General features: G+C 48.3%; 15 protein-coding genes, 1 pseudogene and 2 riboswitches. Of the genes and pseudogenes, 9 read left to right on the top strand and 7 right to left on the bottom strand.

The window, feature by feature from the left end:
- Positions 1–120 precede the first annotated feature (120 nt).
- Together QFZ81_RS31345 and QFZ81_RS31340 are read left to right on the top strand one after the other, a co-directional pair.
- Positions 121–1,044, top strand: a complete 924-nt coding sequence (locus QFZ81_RS31345; protein WP_307605797.1) for an AraC family transcriptional regulator — start codon at positions 121–123, stop codon at positions 1,042–1,044.
- 289 nt (positions 1,045–1,333) lie between these two features.
- Positions 1,334–3,637 carry a helix-turn-helix domain-containing protein gene (locus QFZ81_RS31340; protein WP_307605795.1) on the top strand — a complete coding sequence of 768 codons (2,304 nt, stop codon included), beginning with the start codon at positions 1,334–1,336 and terminating at the stop codon, positions 3,635–3,637.
- A 49-nt stretch (positions 3,638–3,686) separates the two neighbouring features.
- On the opposite strand, the gene QFZ81_RS31335 is transcribed toward QFZ81_RS31340, so the two are convergent.
- Together QFZ81_RS31335 and QFZ81_RS31330 are read right to left on the bottom strand one after the other, a co-directional pair.
- Positions 3,687–4,043 (bottom strand): DoxX family protein, encoded by a 357-nt coding sequence (locus tag QFZ81_RS31335; RefSeq protein WP_307605793.1) that lies wholly within the window; start codon positions 4,041–4,043, stop codon positions 3,687–3,689.
- A gap of 48 nt (positions 4,044–4,091) precedes the next feature.
- Entirely contained in the window at positions 4,092–4,859 is a 768-nt protein-coding gene (locus QFZ81_RS31330; protein WP_307605791.1) for a DODA-type extradiol aromatic ring-opening family dioxygenase, read from the bottom strand.
- A gap of 181 nt (positions 4,860–5,040) precedes the next feature.
- Here QFZ81_RS31330 and catR point away from each other — a divergent pair, with 181 nt between their 5' ends.
- A complete protein-coding gene (catR, locus tag QFZ81_RS31325; protein WP_307438138.1) occupies positions 5,041–5,361 on the top strand; it encodes a catDE operon transcriptional regulator CatR in 321 nt (106 codons plus the stop codon).
- Positions 5,362–5,472: 111 nt separating this feature from the next.
- Here the strand turns inward: catR and QFZ81_RS31320 are convergent, their stop codons facing one another.
- From QFZ81_RS31320 to QFZ81_RS31310, 3 genes are read right to left on the bottom strand one after another with little or no spacing between them, the layout of a single operon-like run.
- The gene (locus tag QFZ81_RS31320; RefSeq protein ID WP_307438140.1) at positions 5,473–5,853 is read right to left on the bottom strand and encodes an ArsR/SmtB family transcription factor; all 381 of its coding nucleotides are present in this window, start codon (positions 5,851–5,853) and stop codon (positions 5,473–5,475) included.
- Position 5,854: 1 nt separating this feature from the next.
- Positions 5,855–6,280 carry an SRPBCC family protein gene (locus QFZ81_RS31315; RefSeq protein WP_307438142.1) on the bottom strand — a complete coding sequence of 142 codons (426 nt, stop codon included), beginning with the start codon at positions 6,278–6,280 and terminating at the stop codon, positions 5,855–5,857.
- Positions 6,281–6,308: 28 nt separating this feature from the next.
- Positions 6,309–6,689, bottom strand: coding sequence for a hypothetical protein (locus QFZ81_RS31310; RefSeq protein ID WP_307438144.1), 381 nt, complete (start codon positions 6,687–6,689; stop codon positions 6,309–6,311).
- Between the two features lie 237 nt (positions 6,690–6,926).
- Between QFZ81_RS31310 and QFZ81_RS31305 the strand changes: the two genes are divergently transcribed.
- On the top strand, positions 6,927–7,928 hold the full coding sequence (locus QFZ81_RS31305; RefSeq protein WP_307438148.1) for a Gfo/Idh/MocA family protein: 1,002 nt from the start codon (positions 6,927–6,929) through the stop codon (positions 7,926–7,928).
- A gap of 208 nt (positions 7,929–8,136) precedes the next feature.
- Here QFZ81_RS31305 and QFZ81_RS31300 read toward each other — a convergent pair whose 3' ends face one another.
- Positions 8,137–9,486, bottom strand: coding sequence for an APC family permease (locus tag QFZ81_RS31300; RefSeq protein ID WP_307605789.1), 1,350 nt, complete (start codon positions 9,484–9,486; stop codon positions 8,137–8,139).
- 87 nt (positions 9,487–9,573) lie between these two features.
- Positions 9,574–9,676, bottom strand: a riboswitch (guanidine-I (ykkC/yxkD leader).
- 191 nt (positions 9,677–9,867) lie between these two features.
- Positions 9,868–9,966: riboswitch (guanidine-I (ykkC/yxkD leader) on the top strand.
- Between the two features lie 71 nt (positions 9,967–10,037).
- Between QFZ81_RS31300 and QFZ81_RS31295 the strand changes: the two are divergent.
- The 5 genes and pseudogenes from QFZ81_RS31295 to QFZ81_RS31275 all read left to right on the top strand — a co-directional run bounded on the left by QFZ81_RS31295 (position 10,038) and on the right by QFZ81_RS31275 (position 17,820).
- Positions 10,038–10,761, top strand: a pseudogene (locus QFZ81_RS31295) (urea amidolyase associated protein UAAP1).
- Positions 10,762–11,415: an urea amidolyase associated protein UAAP2 gene (locus QFZ81_RS31290; RefSeq protein ID WP_307438155.1), complete on the top strand. Its 654-nt coding sequence runs from the start codon at positions 10,762–10,764 to the stop codon at positions 11,413–11,415.
- Between the two features lie 57 nt (positions 11,416–11,472).
- Positions 11,473–15,093, top strand: a complete 3,621-nt coding sequence (uca, locus tag QFZ81_RS31285; RefSeq protein ID WP_307605786.1) for an urea carboxylase — start codon at positions 11,473–11,475, stop codon at positions 15,091–15,093.
- A gap of 136 nt (positions 15,094–15,229) precedes the next feature.
- Positions 15,230–17,053 (top strand): allophanate hydrolase, encoded by a 1,824-nt coding sequence (gene atzF / locus QFZ81_RS31280; protein WP_307607083.1) that lies wholly within the window; start codon positions 15,230–15,232, stop codon positions 17,051–17,053.
- Positions 17,054–17,313: 260 nt separating this feature from the next.
- Entirely contained in the window at positions 17,314–17,820 is a 507-nt protein-coding gene (locus tag QFZ81_RS31275) for a nucleoside hydrolase (protein ID WP_307438160.1), read from the top strand.
- Positions 17,821–17,885: 65 nt separating this feature from the next.
- On the opposite strand, the gene QFZ81_RS31270 is transcribed toward QFZ81_RS31275, so the two are convergent.
- Positions 17,886–19,082 carry an MFS transporter gene (locus tag QFZ81_RS31270; protein WP_307438163.1) on the bottom strand — a complete coding sequence of 399 codons (1,197 nt, stop codon included), beginning with the start codon at positions 19,080–19,082 and terminating at the stop codon, positions 17,886–17,888.
- Positions 19,083–19,113 lie beyond the last annotated feature (31 nt).

The raw sequence follows: 19,113 nt of genomic DNA, 5'->3' as shown, positions 1-19,113 counted from the left end.
TCCTTGAAAGAGTAGTGGCATACGTTCACTATACTATGCAGGATGACCGTGAGGCTTGGCGTATGCTCTTATTGACTTGGGGTATTGTCTACGAAATAGAACAGAAGGAAGTGAAAAGCCGTGAGCGGGGTGAAATCGGAAAACTTAGAACGGGTGGAGCAGCCTGATGCCATTGGAGCGGCAATCGACGAGTGGACGAATCTGACACTCTCTGCCTTTCCCGTTCATTGTTTGTATCGAACGACGAGCTTGTACCAGCGCAGCTTCCATTCGCACAGCGGATTCGAACTTTATTTATGTATACAAGGAAGCGGTAAATACATTGCTGGTGAACGGATTCATGAACTAGGACCGGGAAGCTACACGGCTGTAAGGCCTATGGCCATGCATAGATCCCTTCCGGATCTGGAGGTTCCTTTTCATCGCTATGTCCTTGCCGTGGAGAAAAGCTATATGGATGGGCTATACGATCAAGATGGGCAAATAGCCGCTTGGATCGAACAGTGGCTTCCGGGGATAGGCAGCGATTCCCTTCATGTTCAATTAAATGCCCGCCAATTGCTGGGCTTGCAGGAAACGCTTAGCCAACTGGAGCGGGAAATCAGGGAACAACAGCCGGGATATCCCCTTGCTGTGAAAGGGCTCCTGCTACATATGTTCACACAGCTAGGCCGTTATCAGACGGATATAGGCATTGTTCAGCCGGGAACGGGAGAACGGAAGAAGGTCGTCGAAAACATACTGAGCTATATGATGGAGAATTACCAAGAATCCTTGCGTATAGAGGATTTGTGCGGACAGTTTCACCTTTCGCGATCGTATCTTTGTAGAATTTTCAAACAGGATACAGGGGTCTCCGTCAATGAGTTTCTAATTGCCTATCGCATCAACAAAGCGAAGGAGTACTTACAGGGGAGCGATCTGCCCATTACGGAGGTTGCAGCTTCTGTAGGGTTTCAGGATATTTCTCACTTTTGCCATACGTTCAAGCGGTTGACGGAGTTGACACCAAGCGGTTATCGGAACCTGTACCATTCCATTTAATTCGTACATCAACAGGCATGCTGGGCAAGAGAGTTCTCTTGTCTCAGCATGCTTTTTCATTCTAAGAAGTGACCTACAGACGGATCAAGTTACATCTTTTAAGACGTTTTTATAGGATCCGTTGAATTGCACTCATACAGCGTTGGATCGAAAGAAATGTGACGTCCGACAAAAACTGTCTATTGCGATTTTAACTGCATTTGATAAGGTTAGTTCATCATTCCCCTTCAGGGCAACTGTGTTAATGGTACAATAGGAACAAAACAATGCGACCGAGCGGAGGTCCACCATGAGAACCAGCATATCCGGAAAAGCCATGATGATATATGGTATCGTATTCCTCTTCATCATCGCCCTGACCTTCTGGTTGTCCTATACAGGCACTGTGGGCAGGCTGCAGAAGGACTTGCAGGATGCTAATCTTGCACTATTGAAACAGGTTGATTCCAAGATCGAGGCTGCCTTTCGCCAGACGGAGAAGGATCTGCTCTCCATGGCTGAAGGGTTGGAATTTGTTTATTTTATGAATAACAGCTACAGTGATGACGGTCACAGATATAGCATTTACTATACATTGACAAACAGGTTGAGGGAATTTATTTCAAATAATCCAAATTATTCATCCGTCTTTGCGTATTCACATATCAGTGGAGACTTAATGACAGAGGAAACCTATTTAAAGCAAGCTTCGTCAGAGTTCAATTGGTTGGCCCAGTACCTAGATATGCCTGAATATTTTAAGTGGCTATCGACTCAGAAGGTGTGGGATGGCCATGAGACCCAAGATGTGATTACCTTGGTCCGCAGCTATCCTAGTCTCAGCAGTCCAGGCTTCAGGAAGGGTCTAATGGCTATTAGCATCAAAGAGGCTCAGTTGTTTCAGATGATTAAAGCGATCTACGAGGATGGCCACGCTGGTCAATTTTTCATTCTGGATGCGGAAGGAAATGTCGTCACACATGACGATAAGAACCAGCTTTACCGCAATATGAAGTCGCTGCCATATATACAGACGATATTAAGGGATCCGAACAGCGGATCCCTCAACGTGAAGCTGGACGGGATTCAGGAGTCTGTCTTTTACCGGACGAGCGGATACACAGGCTGGAAATTTGTCAGCATAATGCCGGAGACCACCGTATTTGAGCCGATCAAGGTCACTCGCAACCTGCTGCTCACTTTTGCCGTCGTGATGTTCTTTTTGGCATTGGCTGCATTATTTTATGTGAACCGCTGGACCTTTAAGCCGCTTGATCGTTTGGCAGGTAAGCTGTCCGGCGTGAACAAGCGTAGAGGGCAGGGCGCAGAGAGTATAGGACTCAGAAACCTGGAGCATATATTCGATGAAATGGTTACGGACCGCGAGCAATTGGAGCAGCATGTCAGGGATTCTAAGCCTATGCTCAAGTGGAAGATCATGATGGATGTATTGAATGGCAACCGTTCCGATTTCCATGCGATGTATCACCATTTGGAATTTTTGGGGATTCACATGTATTCGGAGCGCTTTATCGTTTGTACGGCAGAGATTGGCAAGGAAGGTGAACAGCTTGCTCCGCGGGACGAAACGTTGTACACCTATATGTTCTGCAATGTCGCGGAGGAGCTGATTCGAACCGAGCATGCAGGCTTGGCCATCGATCTGGGGGGCGGCCGGGCGGCTGTTCTTCTCAGCTTCGCAGAAGGCGATGCGGAGCAAAATCATTTGAGAACATTAGTCATTCTTGAACTGATACTTGATATCATGAAGAGGCAGTTTGGCTTAACGGTAACGGTAGGAGTCGGCAAATGCCGCATGGAGATGAAGGACATACCAAGCTCCTTCGATGAATCGCAGAAGGCGCTTCATTATAAGATGATCTTCGGCAAGCATTCTGTCATATCAGTAGACGACTTGCAGCCGCCGGACCGACAGGACTATTATAAGCTCAGCCGGATGATCGATCCGGTGATGGAAGCCATGAGGCAAACAGATCGCGTCAAGATGCTCACGTACTTATCGGATACATTCCGTGAAGCGGTTGAGAGCAATCTTCCTCCGGAGCTGATTAGGCAGCTGTGCTACGACCTTATGATGAAATCCTTGCAAACCGTCAAAGCCATTGGGATTGAGCCGGAAATATCGATGGGTCCCCTAAGCAGCTTTTATGACCGGATCGGAAAATGTGAGAACTGGAAGGATGCGGAGCGGCTAGTCGGAGAGACTCTCGAGGGCTTGGCTTCACAAATTGAGGAAAAGCGCAATCAACGTGGGAAAAATGAGACGATCGAGCGAATGCTGGACTATATCCGAGAGCATTATCAGGAGTATGATCTGTCCTTAGACCGGTTGGCCGAAATGTTTCATCTCACTCCGCCTTACATCAGCAGACTGTTTAAGGATCATACGGAAAGCAATTTTATCGATTACATGATCGAAATTCGCATTAAAGCGGCAATGGAGCTTTTGAAAGATAAGTCCATTAAAGTTAATGACGTTTCGGGAGCGGTCGGATACGCAAATACGAGAAGCTTCCTGCGCACCTTCAAAAAATATACAGGCTTAACGCCAACGGAGTATCGGGAACACATGTCGAAGCCTATTCCGTCGTAAGTCGCAAATAACGGGTATCACCTGCCGTCTGGCTGAGATACCCGTTTGCTTATGCGCGTTTAGAACGTCTTAGCACAACAATTAATGCTAGGATGAGAAAGATAAGTGGTAATGCCGCGGCGCTCATACCTTGACCTGATCGGACATGAGTTAGCATAGCGCCAGCCATTATAATTACAATAGTGCCAGCGGAGTAGAACGCGATGCGCGGCTTCCAGAAGCCGATAATTAGCCCGATACCAGCCAATAATTCAATAGTTCCAACGACATACATGGCATTTAGACCATACCCATAGGTTACTGTAAAAGCTTCCACCTGCATAGGATTTGCGGATAATTTCATAAAGCCAAACATTAAACAGGATAATGCCAGCAAGCCTTGGATGATGCGAGTCGTCCATTTCATTGTAATAGTTCCTCTCTAAGTAACTACTATTATTTTATCATGTACCTGTTAAAAAGAGACTGAAAGATAGCTGAGCGAGCCAACTTCATAGCTGCGATGAATCACTTGAACGGGGCGTTCCGGGTCGCCGCTGCCCATTGTAATAAAGAGCGGAATGAAATGCTCTGGTCTTGGCACAGCCATACGAGCATTCGGGGCTAAAGCAGCGTAGTCGAACAGCGCCTCCAGGTTCTGCGTTTGCATGTTCTGTATGAGCCATTCGTCGAAATCAACTGCCCAAGCGTCTGGCTCTTTGGCATCCCAATTGAGAGCTCGCAAGTTATGCACAGTAGCACCGCTTCCGATAATCAGAATATCCTCCTGATCGAGGCCGCGCAATGCTTCGCCAATGCGATACTGCTCCGCAGGCGGCAAGTAAGGGTTGACGGACACTTGAATGACGGGACATTCTGGTGTTGGAAACATTCGCAATAGCGGAACCCAAGAGCCGTGGTCAAGCCCGCGCTGTGAATCCAAATTCACAGGGATGCCTTTCGACGTGAAACGGCCAGCGATCATTTGAGCCAGCTCCACATCCCCTTTGGCAGGATATTTGATTTGAAACAGTTCATCCGGGAAGCCGCGAAAATCGTAGATGGTGTCATATACGTCATTGGTGGACGAAATGGTGAGTACCTCTGTTTCCCAATGAGCCGTAAAAATGACAATAGCTTTCGGAGAAAGTTTCTTGCCATAGTCGAGAAGGAATTGCGTGCAAGCTGTATCTTGAATAGCCATCATGGGGGATCCGTGTCCTACAAATATGGGTGAAATCACGATAAAAACACTCCTCTATAAATTACTTTTCTTTTTTTATTACTTAAATTCACTTAGTTACTTTATGTAACTGATACTACGTTAAAATGTTAGTTTCGTCAAGTAACTAAATTACTTTTTGTAACCTTGTATATCCGTGTCAACTTACTCTATAATAAATAAACATATAGAGGTGATAAATATGGAACGCAACCTATTGTGTCCTCGTTTCGAAAAAGCTGTAGAAATCCTCAGCAAGCGCTGGACATCGCTTATCGTTTTTCAATTACTATCAGGCCCGCAGCGGTTCATAAATATCGATCAGGCACTTCCAAATTTGAGCGGCAAGGTGTTGTCGGAGCGACTGAAGGAGCTTGAGCATGAAGGTATCGTTAAGAGGGTAGTATTCCCAGAAAGTCCCGTCCGTATCGAATATTCACTTTCGGACAAGGGACTGGCATTGGCGCCGATTTTCGGTGAGATTGCGATATGGTCACAAGAGTGGCTGCCTGTTCAGGAGTAGCTAGTGTAAGTAAAAAAGGTCATCTAACCTGTGGAAATCTGCAGGGTAGATGATCTTTCTGTTGAAGAAAAAAGCCGGCAGTTCAATGAACCGACGGCTAGTCGTATTTTGTTATTCATGTTTCGTGGGATCGACCAATTCCAAAGCGGATAAAGCATTTCCGCCTTCCTCATCGTCCGATTCAACGAACCGTTTGAGCACATTTAACTTGTTTTCCCAATAGCGTTCATAATAGGAAAGCCAACGCTTCAACTCCATAAGCGGTTCCGCCTCCAGCCTGTATCGGGTCTCGCGGCCGACTTTGCGTTCTTTCACCAGCCCGGCATCAGCCAAAATGCGAAGATGCTTGGATACCGCGGTGCGGCTCATCGGGAAATGGCCGGAGATAACCGTAACGGGCATCTCTTGTTCACCGAGCAGCTTCAACACCTGACGGCGGGTCGGATCGGCGATCGCTTGAAAGACGTCATGCTTCTGCGAGGGGGCAGCCATCTTATGCCTCGACGTAAGCAGCGAGCGCCTTCGCCAGGCCTCCCCAGCCCATTGACATCGTCTCGCGAACAACCGTGTGAGGTTGACCGAATTCCGTAACTTTATCCGCATCCCAGCCGGAGTGGATGAGAGTGAATTCCGTTTTGCCTTCTAAATCAGTCAATTCGAAAGTCAGCGACCAATCCTTGCCCCATTCGAAAGTCATACGGTTCGGCGGGTCGAGCTCGGTTACTTTACAAGGGGATTTGCCAAAGGGTCCTGCTTCCAAGTGAAATTCATAGCCAATCTCTGGCTTGAAATCATTGGGCATGAGCCAAGCTGCGATGCCATCAGATGTCGCTACGGCATTCCAAACCTTTTGAATCGGTGCGTTAAAAACAAGTGTTTGTTTGATATCCGGCAATGTGCCTTGAGTCTGGTTTTCCATAAATAAGAAGCCTCCAATGATTCATTTTTTAGGATTTGGTTTTTACTTTACTCTTATGTCGCAAACGCAGGGCCGACCATTTATCGTCCACCGCAACATTGCTTACAAGACGATAGTCTGTTTTCTCATTCATTAACTTCCAGAGAATGTCTCGGTTAATGTCGGTTTTCACCTTCGAGCTTTGCTTCGGATAGGTTATCCAGAACACAGCCTCATCGTTCAAATAGGCAATCGCTTTAGGCGCCCATTCAGCCACCTCGGCGGCATTGTTTACAAAAAGCTGAACGAAATCATAGGTCCCATTCGGCTCCTCATTATCCTCAATGCCAAGCTTGTAGCCTTCAGGTGCCTGAAGAACGAGAGCTCGTCCTTGCTTGTAGCGCAGCTTCTTCAACAATTCGTCCTGCATCGTAAGTCATTCCTTCCTGTATGTCCTTTTCGTATTGTGTCCAAAAGATTAGGTTTTCCAAAGGCATTACAATACGAAACCAAATGGTTACACAAAGGATTATACGAAACCTTTTGGTTTCATGTCAAGGGGGTTGTTGGGTAACAATTCTGCCGTGAAGTTTCTGTTCTCTTTTTCAACAATTCTGAAATCATGGTATAGTTATGAAAAACATAGAGTGGAACAAAGGAGAACGAGATGATACGTTTTGCTGTTATTGGAACCAACTGGATTACGGAAGAATTCATTCATGCTGCCCGCGAGACGGGGGAGTTCGACTTAACTGCCGTATACTCGCGTACGGAGGAGAAAGCTGCGGAATTCGCTCAGAAATTCGAGGTTTCTCATATCTATACAAGCCTAGAGACGTTTGCGCAAAGTAAGGAATTCGATGCAGTTTATATTGCGAGTCCGAACTCGCTTCATGCTGAATACGCGATACTCTGTATGAATCATGGCAAGCATGTTATCTGCGAAAAGCCCGCGGCATCCAATACCGCCGAGCTCTCAGCGATGATTCAAGCTGCACAAACGAATAAAGTGGTGTTCATGGAAGCTCTCAAGTCCACGCTGCTTCCTAATTTCAAGGCGATACAAGACAATTTACATAAGTTGGGGAAAATTCGCCGTTATTTTGCGAGCTATTGCCAATATTCCTCGAGGTATGATGCTTATAAGCAGGGAACCGTACTGAATGCGTTCAATCCCATTTTTTCTAATGGCTCGATTATGGATCTAGGCGTCTATTGTATTTATCCGTTGGCGGTGCTTTTTGGTACTCCTGAACGTGTACAAGCAAGCGGAGTACTGCTGGAGTCTGGTGTAGATGGCGAGGGCAGCCTGCTGCTGAGTTACAAGGACATGGATGCGGTTATTATGCACTCCAAAATTTCGAGCTCCTATCTACCAGCAGAAATTCAGGGTGAGCATGCGACAATGGTCATCGATAAAATCAACACGCCAGAAAAAGTTGAAATCCGTTACCGAGATGGTTCTGTGGAAAACCTGACGCGGGAGCAAGCTGTAAGAACGATGCGTTATGAAGCGGAAGAATTTATTCGGCTTATCAAAAGCGGAACATTGGAGTCAAAGACAAACTCACATGCGAATTCCAGCATTGCCATGGCCATTATGGATGAGGCTAGAAAGCAGATGGGGCTTGTTTTTCCCGCTGACCGTAAAGCGGGTCAGTCCGAATAGGTAAGGGCTTTGAACTTTGCTTGCAAATGAATCAAAGCGTGCCGTCACATCATTCCGCCAAGAAAAATATCGGTTCGCCGTCCTTTTGGGCAAGAGTGGCTATCAAGGTTGAGTAAGTTCGATACTGGCAAGTGAAGTGGTACTTTCTATATCTAAAAAAGGTTGTCTCATAAGTAGCTAAGCTACAATGGGACAACCCTTTTTCGTTCTAATCCAGAGACCCGGAAGGGCGGCCACTGCCTGTGATGTTGGGCCTGCTTGCCGCTGTTAATGTACGTGCGGAACGCTTTCGAATCAAATGATACATAATGCCCGCGAGGAGCCAAACGCCACCCATCCATAGGGCATCTTTGTCGAGCAGAGACAGTAGATAGCCAATGAACCCGGCTCCGATCAACGGAAGAATGAGATAGAGGAACGTTTGCTTCGGCGACCGCTGCTTGTCTTTGATGTATTTTTGAGCAATAACTGAGATGTTTACAAAGAAGAAGGCCGTTAATGCCCCGAAATTTACGAATTTCACAGCATTGTCTAGCGATATAACAAGAGCGAGCAAAGAGACGACGCTGACGATCACGATGTTGGTGACAGGTGTGTTGAACTTAGGATGAAGGGAACCGAACACCCGTTTAGGAAGAACGGAATCGCGCCCCATCACAAAGAGGAGACGAGAAACGCTAGTTACCGATGATAAGCCTTGGGTGAAAATGGCGAGTATAAGCACGGTGATGAACACAGAGCTAAGTGCTGCTCCGCCGACGAGCTTCACGATCTCGAAACCAGCCGAATCTATGTTGACGAAGGTTAGCTGTGGATAAACCAATTGTGTCAGGAAAGACGGCACCAAGTATAGAATGCTGGCTGCAATGATGATAATCATGATGGCCCGAGGGATCGTTTTCTCGGAGTTTTTGGTTTCTTCCGACATAGTCGTGACCGTGTCAAAGCCAAGAAATGAGAAGCAGATCATCGATGCTCCCGCAAGAATGGTGGAGAACGGTACTTCGGTTTGCAGGAATGGCTGCAGCGGATGAACGTCTCCGGTGATATTCCGGAAAAGGAAAAGACAGAAGACCGCGATAAAAAGGATCTGAATCCAGACGAACAGCTTACTGAGATTTGCAGAAAACTTAATGCCAATAATATTTACGATGCCGAGGACGATATTGAGTCCAATGATCCAGACATACGCTGGAATGGACGGGAATTGTGCGTGAAGATAGATGCCGAAGGTAAGGCAGGCAATGATGGGGGAGAAGAAATAGTCAAGGAGCAGTGCCCAGCCGACCAGGAAACCTAAGTAGGGATGGATGCTTTTCTTCGTATAGGTGTAAGCGGAGCCTGAAGTGGGAAAAGATTTGGACATAACACCATAGCTGTACGCGGTGAAAAAGATGGCAACGAAAGCAAGCAGATAAGCTTGCGTCAGCATGCCATGTGCATTCTCATAAGCAATGCCATAGATGGAGAAATAAATCATAGGCGTCATCCATGCCAGTCCCATGTAAACGACTTGGGATAGATTTAAAGATTTGCGCAGTGTGACTTCTGATTTCATGATGTTGACACTCCCTTATCCTTGTTTTCCGGTGATCATACGGAGCGTATATGCAAAAAAGCCAAGGAGATATCTATGAAACAGATATCCTCCCGGGCTTTTATCCCTCCGTGAACACAGGGTTAGCTGTGCGTTTTCTCTTGGTCCAGACTGAGCTGCTTGCACTCACGGAACCCTAGAAAACCATTTATGTGATGAATCATTACTTACCTATTAGCGGAAATGACGATTTACTTAATCATGTTAGATATCAGCCTGATGTGTAAGTTAATATAACACAAAGGTAAGCTCGTGAGAAGTGTTTTAGATAAAATAAGGATTTAATCTAGAAGTTATTGACACATATCATTAACGATGTTATGTTTAGTAACACAAAAGAATACGTTTGTTTACTAGGGTTCCGCCGGTTATGACCGGGCTGGTCCGAGAGTAAACCGCTCTTGTATAAGGGCGCCACGGAAGGATAAAAACCTGGGAGATATCACCAAGACATTTGAGTCTTGTGGATGTCTCCCTTTTTGTTTAACGACATAGCAAAGGAGATTGGTAGCATGGATAACATTTGGAGCAAGACGATAGGACCAGGCGGCAAATGGTCGGGAGCGATTGGTAGAGGGAAGTTGATTCGTTTTACGGCGCTGGAGGCCGGCGCGAATGTGTCTATACAAGTGTTCCACGCGAAGGATCTTACGGAGCGCTACAATATGCCGGATACGCTGAAAGCCCAACATACAGCTCATTTGACGCGTGGAAACATACTGATGAGTGACAATGGCCGAGCGTTAGTGAGCATCGTGGAGGACAGTATTGGTTGGCATGATCCGCTTAGCGGATACACAAGTCGTACGGCTACCGATGCCAAGTACGGAACGACGAATTTCCAAGAGCAGCGGAATGAGTGGCTGAGGAGCGGTCAAGAAAACTTTGCGGTAGAGCTGGTGCGTAATGGCCTTAGCATGCGCGATATGATGCCGGTTGTGAATTTATTTTCCAAAGTGTTTTGTGATGACAATGGGGATATGCATTTTAGTGCTGCTCATTGTCCTGCGGGAGCCACGGTTACGCTGCGTACGGAATTAGATTGCTTGCTCGTCTTATCGAACACACCAAACCCGCTTGACCCAAGATCAACGTATCCATCAGTGCGCTGTCAAAATTGAGGTGCTAGCTGCTGCTCCATTGGGTGAAGATGATTATTGCTTGAATTATCGCCCGGAAAATCGCCGAGCTTTTGAAAATACATGGGAATATCACACGCTGTTAGGAGGAATTTAAATGGCTGTTTTTAATCGAGTGGAAAGCCCTCGCCTAGTCGAGGATGCCATCTATAGCGAAGTTATTCAAGCGGGAGACGGTTGGATGCGCGTTTTGAAGCCAGGGCAAGTGCTGCGCATTGTCGATCTGGAAGGGAATCAGGCGGCTGACACGCTGTTTTATGATGCTGAGAATCCGGAAGATCATTATAGCGCAGTGGCGACGATTGCAGGTCAAAGCAATATTTATCTCAGCACAGGCTCTGTCCTCCGGGCGGAATCCGGTAAGGAATTGCTCCAAATCGTAGCCGACACCTGCGGGCGCCATGATACGGTCGGGGGTTCGTGCTCAGCTCAAAGCAACACGGTGCGCTACTCGCACGATAAGCTGTCCATGCATAACTGTCGGGATACGTTTATGCTCCAGCTTGCTCAGCACGAAAGTGGAGCGTATACGAAGCGGGATTTGGCACCCAACATTAACTTCTTTATGAATGTACCCGTAACACCAGATGGTGGATTGAAGTTCGATGATGGTGTCTCCGCTCCTGGCTGTTATGTGGAAGTTCAATCGATAGGCAACTCGATGGTGCTTATCAGCAACTGTCCGCAGCTTAATAATCCTTGTAATGCCTATAATCCGACACCGATACAGGTTCTTATTTGGGAGAAGTAAGTTCCTTTGTTTAAGAGGAGATAGATGGTCTACGAAATTCGAAGGGGTGTGGATACGATGTTTACAAAAGTACTGATTGCTAATCGTGGCGCTATCGCTGTACGCATTGAGCGTACTTTACGCAAGCTCGGGGTTGCGTCCGTTGCTGTATATACGGGGGCAGATCAAGATAGTTTACATGTGGATGGGGCAGATGAAGCTGTTCTGATCGGTGAAGGACCGGCGAAGGAAAGTTATTTGAATACAGAGTTGATTTTGAAAACAGCGCTTGAAACCGGTGCGCAGGCGATTCATCCCGGTTACGGCTTTCTGAGCGAAAATGCAGATTTCGCACGTGCTTGCCGAGAGAATGGCATTGTGTTTATCGGCCCTACACCTGAGCAAATGGAAATGTTCGGACTCAAGCATTCTGCGCGGGAAATCGCTGAAAGAGCCGGCGTGCCGATGCTGCCAGGAACCCCGCTGATTACAGAGCTGAATGAGGCATTAGTTGAAGCTGCACGTATTGGTTACCCTGTTATTCTCAAAAGCACAGCAGGTGGCGGCGGCATTGGGATGCGTGTCTGCGCAGATGAGGCAACGCTAAGAGCTGCTTATGATGGCGTCCGCCATTTGGCAGAGACGAATTTCAAAAACGGCGGCATGTTTCTTGAAAAATATATCGCGAGAGCGCGTCACGTTGAGGTGCAAATTTTCGGTAATGACTTCGGTGAAGTCGTTACGCTGGGGGAGCGCGATTGTTCCATTCAACGTCGTAACCAGAAGGTCATTGAAGAAAGCCCGGCTCCGAATCTGTCGGATGAAGTGCGTGAGGCGATGTTCGCCTCGGCGAAGCGTCTTGCTGCTGAAGTGGGCTATCGCAGTGCGGGGACGGTCGAATATCTTTACGATCCGGAAACGTGTGAGTTTTACTTCCTTGAGGTCAACACCAGACTACAGGTTGAGCATGGTGTGACGGAGGAAGTGCTGGGTATTGACCTCGTTGAGTGGATGTTGCTTGAAGCGGCGAATGAACTGAAGGATATTCAATCACTTATCCGTAAGTCGGTAGGGCACAGCATTCAAGCTCGCATCTATGCGGAGGACTGCCTCCAGCAGTTCCGTCCGAGTGCAGGACAGCTGGATCGTGCTGTTTTTTCGGATAAAGCAAGAAATGAGACGTGGGTTCGGGACGGGTTGACAGTGACGACGCTTTACGATCCGATGCTGGCTAAAATCATTGTCCACGGTACAGACCGTTTGGACGCCATTCGTAAGCTAATCGAAGCGTTGGCGGAAACGCGCATGTACGGAATTACAACGAATCTGCAGTATTTGCAGGCTCTTCTGCAAGAGAAAGATTGCGTAGACGGGAACGTCTTCACGCAATTGCTGAATACGTTTGAGCCTGTGGAACTGGCTCTGGAAGTGGTTGATGGCGGGATCCAAACCACCGTTCAGGACTTCCCCGGTCGCATCCGCCACTGGGATGTGGGCGTACCTCCTTGCGGACCGATGGATCCGCTATCGTTCCGTATCGGTAACAAGCTGCTTGGCAACGATGACTCTGCCAGCGGATTGGAAATGACACTGCGCGGAGGTTCTTATAAGTTCCGCAGCGACATGTGGTTCTGCGTCACTGGCGCAGATATGCAAGCTGAGTTGGACGGAACGGCTATTGTAATGTATAAGCCGGTGTTTGCGGCTCGTGGTCAAGTGTTGAGCTTCGGCGAGGCAAAGGAAGGTATGCGTACTTATCTTCTTATCGGTGGCGGATTGGATATGCCGAAAATTCTTGGCAGCTCCTCCACGTTTACGCTTGGCGGCTTTGGTGGTCATGGCGGTCGAGCGCTGCGTACGGGTGATGTACTGGGTGTGAATGAAGGCGGAAGTCCGGTTCAAGAGGAGGTAGAGCTTGCTTTGGAGCATCGTCCTGTGATGACGCGAGTGTGGACGATCGGTGTGATCCCTGGACCTCATTGTACAGGTGAGTTTTTGCACGCAAAATACTTGGATCAATTGACGGAAACGAGCTGGGAAGTTCATTTTAACTCCTCAAGGACGGGTGTTCGTTTGAAAGGACCTGCTCCGCTATGGACGCGTGAAGATGGCGGGGAAGCGGGGCTTCATCCATCTAATATTCACGATAATGCATATGCGGTCGGCACGCTTGATTTGACAGGGGATATGCCTATTCTTCTTGGACCTGATGGCCCGAGCCTTGGCGGTTTCGTATGTCCGGTGACGACGGCTTCGGCTGAGTTTTGGAAGCTGGGCCAGCTTCATCCGGGTGATACAATTCGCTTCCACTTGCTCACACTTCCAGAAGCAGAGGCATTGCGCGATCTGCAGGAAAGTAATTTGCGCGCGATTGGTGAGGGGGATTTCGGACGGCTGGTGCTTGTGCAGCTACCTGTTGTTAATGAAGAGATTACGCCGGAATATCCGCGTCTTTTCCATGAAGCAGCTAATCGCAGATTTCCAATTACGATCCGCTGCTGCGGCGATCAGAATTTACTTGTTGAGTATGGTGAGCTTGAACTGGATTTGCTGCTGCGATTCCAAGTGCAGGCTTTGATGCAAGCCATTGTGGAAAGCGGCTCAATTCCGGTGCTGGATTTAACGCCAGGGATTCGTTCTTTGCAAATTCATATCGACCCTTCCCAAATCACGGTAAGTGAAGCGTGTATGAAAATTGTTGAGATTGATGCAGCGCTGCCTCCATTGGAAGAGTTCCGCGTACCATCTCGAATTGTTCGTTTACCGCTATCTTGGGATGACCCGGCGACGCAGCTGGCGATTCAGCGATATCAACAAGGGGTGCGTCCAGATGCGCCTTGGTGTCCGAGTAACCTGGAATTCATTCAACGCATGAATGGATTAGATACAATTGATGATGTTAAAAAGATTGTTTATGACGCTAATTATTTGGTGCTCGGATTAGGTGACGTGTATTTGGGGGCTCCTGTAGCCACGCCTGTCGACCCGCGTCATCGCCTAGTCACAACGAAATATAATCCAGCACGAACATGGACACCGGAAAATGCCGTTGGTATCGGCGGAGCTTACATGTGTGTGTATGGGATGGAAGGTCCAGGCGGTTATCAATTCGTAGGGCGTACTATTCAAATGTGGAATCGCCTGCGCTCAACGGAAAGCTTCAAGGCGGGTAAACCGTGGTTGTTAAGGTTCTTTGATCAAATCCAATTCTACGAGGTCAGCGCTGAGGAATTGCTTCAACTGCGTGAAGACTTCCCGAGAGGCAGATATGAAGCGGATATTCAAGAAACGACATTTGATTTAGGTGAATATTTGCAATTCCTAAGCTCCATCGAAGAGAGTACGGAAACTTTCCGTAAGCAGCAGCAAATTGCTTTTAAAGAAGAGCGGGAGAGCTGGAAGGCGAAGGGATTGGCTGAGTACGTATCCGAACAGGAGACTGTCAATGAAGGGCCAGAGGATGAGCTGCCGGCAGGGACTGTTGCTGTTCGCGGTATTATGCCGGGAAGTGTATGGAAGCTTCTTGTTTCTCAGGGTGAACAGGTGAAGAAGGGCGATCAACTGGCGATTCTCGAAAGTATGAAAATGGAATTCCCGCAACATGCGCCTTGTGATGGATATGTTTCAATGATTCAAGTGAAGCCTGGAGATCAAGTTCATGCAGGTCAGTTGATTCTCGGTATTGCACAATCTGCTTAAGGAGAGAGGTGTCTGTTGATGACTGAGGCTAATAATGTGGGAAAAGATCGAACGGAATGAGAAGAGCGGAAAGAATGGAAAGACTGAGAAGAATGAGAATGGAAAGAACGAGAAAAATGAGAATACTAGAAAAAAGATGGTTGAAGTGCCAAAGGAGTTAAGTATCTCATGGCTCCGGGATAAGTATGAGAATCAAGAATTGACTCCGCATGAAGTAATAGCGGCCATTGTGCAGCGCTCTTCTGATGATGTGGGTATGAATATCTGGATTACACCGCCAACGATGGATGTCATTCAGCCTTATTTGGAAAGATTAAAATCGGTTTCTATGGCTGATTCGCCGCTGTGGGGGATTCCATTTGCGATCAAGGATAACATTGATCTGGCAGGTGTGCCGACGACAGCTGGCTGCGCGGAGTATGCGTATACGCCGACGGAACACTCGGGCGTCGTGGAAAGATTGATTGCCGCAGGAGCGATTCCGGTCGGCAAGACGAACTTGGACCAATTCGCGACAGGGCTGGTCGGCGCGAGAAGTCCTTACGGTGACGCGCATAACGCGCTTCGCCCGGAACTGATCAGCGGCGGCTCGAGCTCCGGCTCAGCCGTCTCGGTAGCTCGTGGCCAAGCGGCGTTCTCGCTTGGCACGGACACGGCAGGCTCGGGCCGCGTGCCTGCTGCACTCAACCGATTGGTTGGCTATAAGCCGAGTCTCGGCGCCTGGCCAACCAAAGGGGTAGTGCCTGCCTGTGCGAGTTTAGACTGTGTAACCGTCTTCGCGCACAGCTTGAATGACGCGCTCGCCGTAGACGGCGTAGTGCGCGGGCTTCACGCGGATGACCCTTGGTCACGAAGTGTGACAAGGGAAGCGGCTAAGCTTCCGGCTAAGTTCTTTTTGCCGGATGGTCCTTTAGGATTCTACGGACCTTATGCTTCTGAGTACAGCGCTGCGTGGGACACTGCTGTTGAGAAATTGAAGGGATTAAGTGTTAATTTGAACATCCCCGTTGAATATATCGATGTTACGTTATTCGCTGAAGCGGCGGCGATTCTATATGAGGGCCCATGGGTGGCCGAACGTTGGGCGGCCTTGGGCAGCTTTATTGAAGCCAATCCGGGCATTGCGTACCCCGTTACGGAAAAGATCCTCCGCTCGGGCTCCGCTGCAGAGTACGATGCTGCATCCGTGTTCCATGCGATGCATAAGCTTCAGCAGTTCAAGCTGGAAGCTCGCAAACTGCTGAAGGATGCCGTGCTTGTCATGCCTACCTGCGGGGGAACGTGGACGCGCGAGCAAGTGCTTGCTGATCCGATTAGCACGAATCGGGATATGGGGCGCTACACGAATCATTGCAATCTGCTTGATTTGTGCGGGGTTGCTGTGCCGGCGGGCGATGCGGCTCTGCAGACGCCTTTTGGCATCACGTTCTTCGCGCTCGCTGAAGAGGAGAGCTTGATCTGCGGCGCAGCCCAGCTGTTCGTGGCGGGTGCTGTTGACGCCGAGCTGGAATCGGCTGCTGAAGCAAGTGCGCCGCGTGTTGCAGACTCGGCGGCAGATGAGGTTGCCGTGGCAGCGGTGCCGACGACGCTGGTCGCGGTCTGTGGCTTACACATGCGCGGCTACCCGCTGGAGAAGCAAATGCTAGGCTGTGGAGCGCGGTTCATCCGGGAGGATGAGACCGCAGCGAAATACAGCCTGGTGAAGCTGCCAACCACGCCGGCGAAGCCGGGGCTTGTGAAGCAGCAGCAGGGCGGCGCAGCCATCCTGCTGGAGGTTTGGGAAATGCCGCTGGAGGCATTCGGCGGCTTTGCGGCTGCGATCCCAGCTCCGCTGGGGATCGGGAAGGTTGAGCTCCGGGACGGCACGGAAGTCCCGGGCTTCGTTTGCGAAGCTTACGCGGCCGCAGGCGCGGAAGATGTAACAGCTTTGCGCACATGGCGCAAAGTGGTGCCTTTATAAGAGGCGGGACGCGCCTGCCTGCTAATATGTTTTTGGCCCAACCCGGAGAGGCGCGAGCCTACGAACCATACCGAAAAAGAGAAGACCGGATAAAGCAATCGCTTATCCGGTCTTCTTTTCGCTATAACGACCCTATAAGACCGTTAATTCAGTTATTTTCCATCCCATTCTTTATGCAAGACCGCTCTACTGTTTATCGCATGTTGTATAAACCGCGTTCATAAATATAGAAAGGAGTTAAGCGTTCGAAGGGAGATGCAATGATAACTAACGTTTTGTTTTTCTCTCATACGGGGGTCGATGACGCCGTTGCTCTTATGTACGCTAGCTTTACGAAAACAATCAACATTATCGGAATTGTTTGCAGCTACGGCGGACCTATCTCGCTGTTTCCGTTAAATGTAACCCATAAGGCTATTGTGACGCAAAATATGAGTGATTCAATCAACCGGGTAGGTAAGGTGCCCCTTTTCAAACCAATTTTTGATGTATATTACGACTTTTATAAGACATCTATGCCTCAACTGCGAGGTGCCCCGACGCATGACTTACTTCCCATGATGGCTCTTGTTAACCAACATATGTTCCAGTGGATGAATCGACTGGTTCATGTTGTTACCAAAGAAGGAATCGCGAGGGGGCAAAGCATTGCCGATTTTCGACCAAACACTACCGTTGAGCTAAATACTATTAGGATCGCGGTAGATTTGGACTACCGGCAGTTTTATTGGAATTTTATGATTAATATGATAGATAAAAAAGGATAATCGATAGCTCCATAAGAGCCTGATTATCCTTTTTCTTTTTCTAATGAAGCCTATAGATATATTTCTTATGCTCTCTGCAACGGCTCAACTGAAGATTCAGCAGTAGCCATGCTTCCTGCGCTTGATCTTCTAAAAGATAAGATTGTAATAAACATTGCAATCCCAACGCCGATCGCTCCGATCCAAGTAACGGACGCCAGAGATATCTGTCCAACTACAACGCCGCCAACGCCTGCACCGGCAGCCATGGCAAGCTGCATAACCGAGCTGTTAAGGCTAAGCATAATACCTGAAGATTCAGGAGCTAATGTAACTAGATTATATTGCTGCGTAGGTCCGGACGACCAAGCGGCAAAGGACCACAAAATAAGCAATGGAAATACAACGCTTGGTGAGTGCGCGGCTAAAGTTAACAAAATAAGCGTGATTACATGTAACAGTATACCCGAAGTTAGTGTTCGCTTAACTCCCCAGCGATCCGTGCTGTAGCCTCCGAGTTTGGAGCCGATAAGGCTAGCTATACCGAATGCAAACAAGGCGGTACTCAGCGTTTTCTCACCCATACCGGTAATCGTTAAAAGATAAGGTGAAATGTACGTATAGGCAATTGAGTAACCGCCCAGCCAAAAGAAACTAACTGACAAAGTCATAGCCATTTTTGGGTTTTTCAAAAGTGCCAATTGTTTACGCAGCGGTATAGCCGCCTCTCCTTGTAGGGAAGGAATGGTTAGGGCGATAATGACCATCGCTACCAGGCCTAGGGCGCCGATTCCGCCAAACACCATTTTCCAATCGTATGAAGCAGCAATCATTCGACCCAGTGGGACCCCGACGATCAAGGAGGCAGTGAACCCCATGATGACAGTTGCGATCGCACTGGCCTGTTTTCCTTGAGGGGCGATCATAGCCGCGATACTCAATGAGGTAACAACGACGACCCCGGCTCCGAGAGCCATCAAGACTCGAGCGCTGACGAACATTCCGAATCCCGGCATGACAAAGGCCAACCCATTAGCGATGACGAACAAACCAAGCGCATAGAGGAGCAGTTTACGCCGGTCCCAGCCTGAGGTGAAGGCCATGATGATTGGAGTGCCTATTGCGTAGACGAGAGAGAAAACAGTAATCAGTTGGCCTGCAGCCACTAATGAAATATCCATCGAGCTCGATATTTTATCCAGTATTCCCGCTATAATGAACTCTGATGTTCCGACTAAAAAACTAAGGAGTGCTAAGATGTGAATTTTCCATGTTTTTGACATGTTGATAACCTCTTTCGTTTATATTTTTATA

It is taken from the genome of Paenibacillus sp. V4I9 (assembly GCF_030817295.1).
In the GTDB taxonomy this organism is placed as follows: Bacteria; Bacillota; Bacilli; order Paenibacillales; family NBRC-103111; genus Paenibacillus_E.
The sequence above is the reverse complement of the archived record's forward strand: the minus strand, read 5'-3'. Positions and strand labels throughout refer to the sequence as shown.

What these genes read in the sequence shown, in the direction of transcription:
- QFZ81_RS31340 (WP_307605795.1), top strand. Translation starts at nt 1,334, where the DNA reads ATGAGAACCAGCATATCCGGAAAAGCCATGATGATATATGGTATCGTA.
- QFZ81_RS31335 (WP_307605793.1), bottom strand. Translation starts at nt 4,043, where the DNA reads ATGAAATGGACGACTCGCATCATCCAAGGCTTGCTGGCATTATCCTGT.
- catR (WP_307438138.1), top strand. Translation starts at nt 5,041, where the DNA reads ATGGAACGCAACCTATTGTGTCCTCGTTTCGAAAAAGCTGTAGAAATC.
- QFZ81_RS31320 (WP_307438140.1), bottom strand. Translation starts at nt 5,853, where the DNA reads ATGGCTGCCCCCTCGCAGAAGCATGACGTCTTTCAAGCGATCGCCGAT.
- QFZ81_RS31315 (WP_307438142.1), bottom strand. Translation starts at nt 6,280, where the DNA reads ATGGAAAACCAGACTCAAGGCACATTGCCGGATATCAAACAAACACTT.
- QFZ81_RS31310 (WP_307438144.1), bottom strand. Translation starts at nt 6,689, where the DNA reads ATGCAGGACGAATTGTTGAAGAAGCTGCGCTACAAGCAAGGACGAGCT.
- QFZ81_RS31305 (WP_307438148.1), top strand. Translation starts at nt 6,927, where the DNA reads ATGATACGTTTTGCTGTTATTGGAACCAACTGGATTACGGAAGAATTC.
- QFZ81_RS31300 (WP_307605789.1), bottom strand. Translation starts at nt 9,486, where the DNA reads ATGAAATCAGAAGTCACACTGCGCAAATCTTTAAATCTATCCCAAGTC.
- QFZ81_RS31290 (WP_307438155.1), top strand. Translation starts at nt 10,762, where the DNA reads ATGGCTGTTTTTAATCGAGTGGAAAGCCCTCGCCTAGTCGAGGATGCC.
- uca (WP_307605786.1), top strand. Translation starts at nt 11,473, where the DNA reads ATGTTTACAAAAGTACTGATTGCTAATCGTGGCGCTATCGCTGTACGC.
- atzF (WP_307607083.1), top strand. Translation starts at nt 15,230, where the DNA reads ATGGTTGAAGTGCCAAAGGAGTTAAGTATCTCATGGCTCCGGGATAAG.
- QFZ81_RS31275 (WP_307438160.1), top strand. Translation starts at nt 17,314, where the DNA reads ATGATAACTAACGTTTTGTTTTTCTCTCATACGGGGGTCGATGACGCC.
- QFZ81_RS31270 (WP_307438163.1), bottom strand. Translation starts at nt 19,082, where the DNA reads ATGTCAAAAACATGGAAAATTCACATCTTAGCACTCCTTAGTTTTTTA.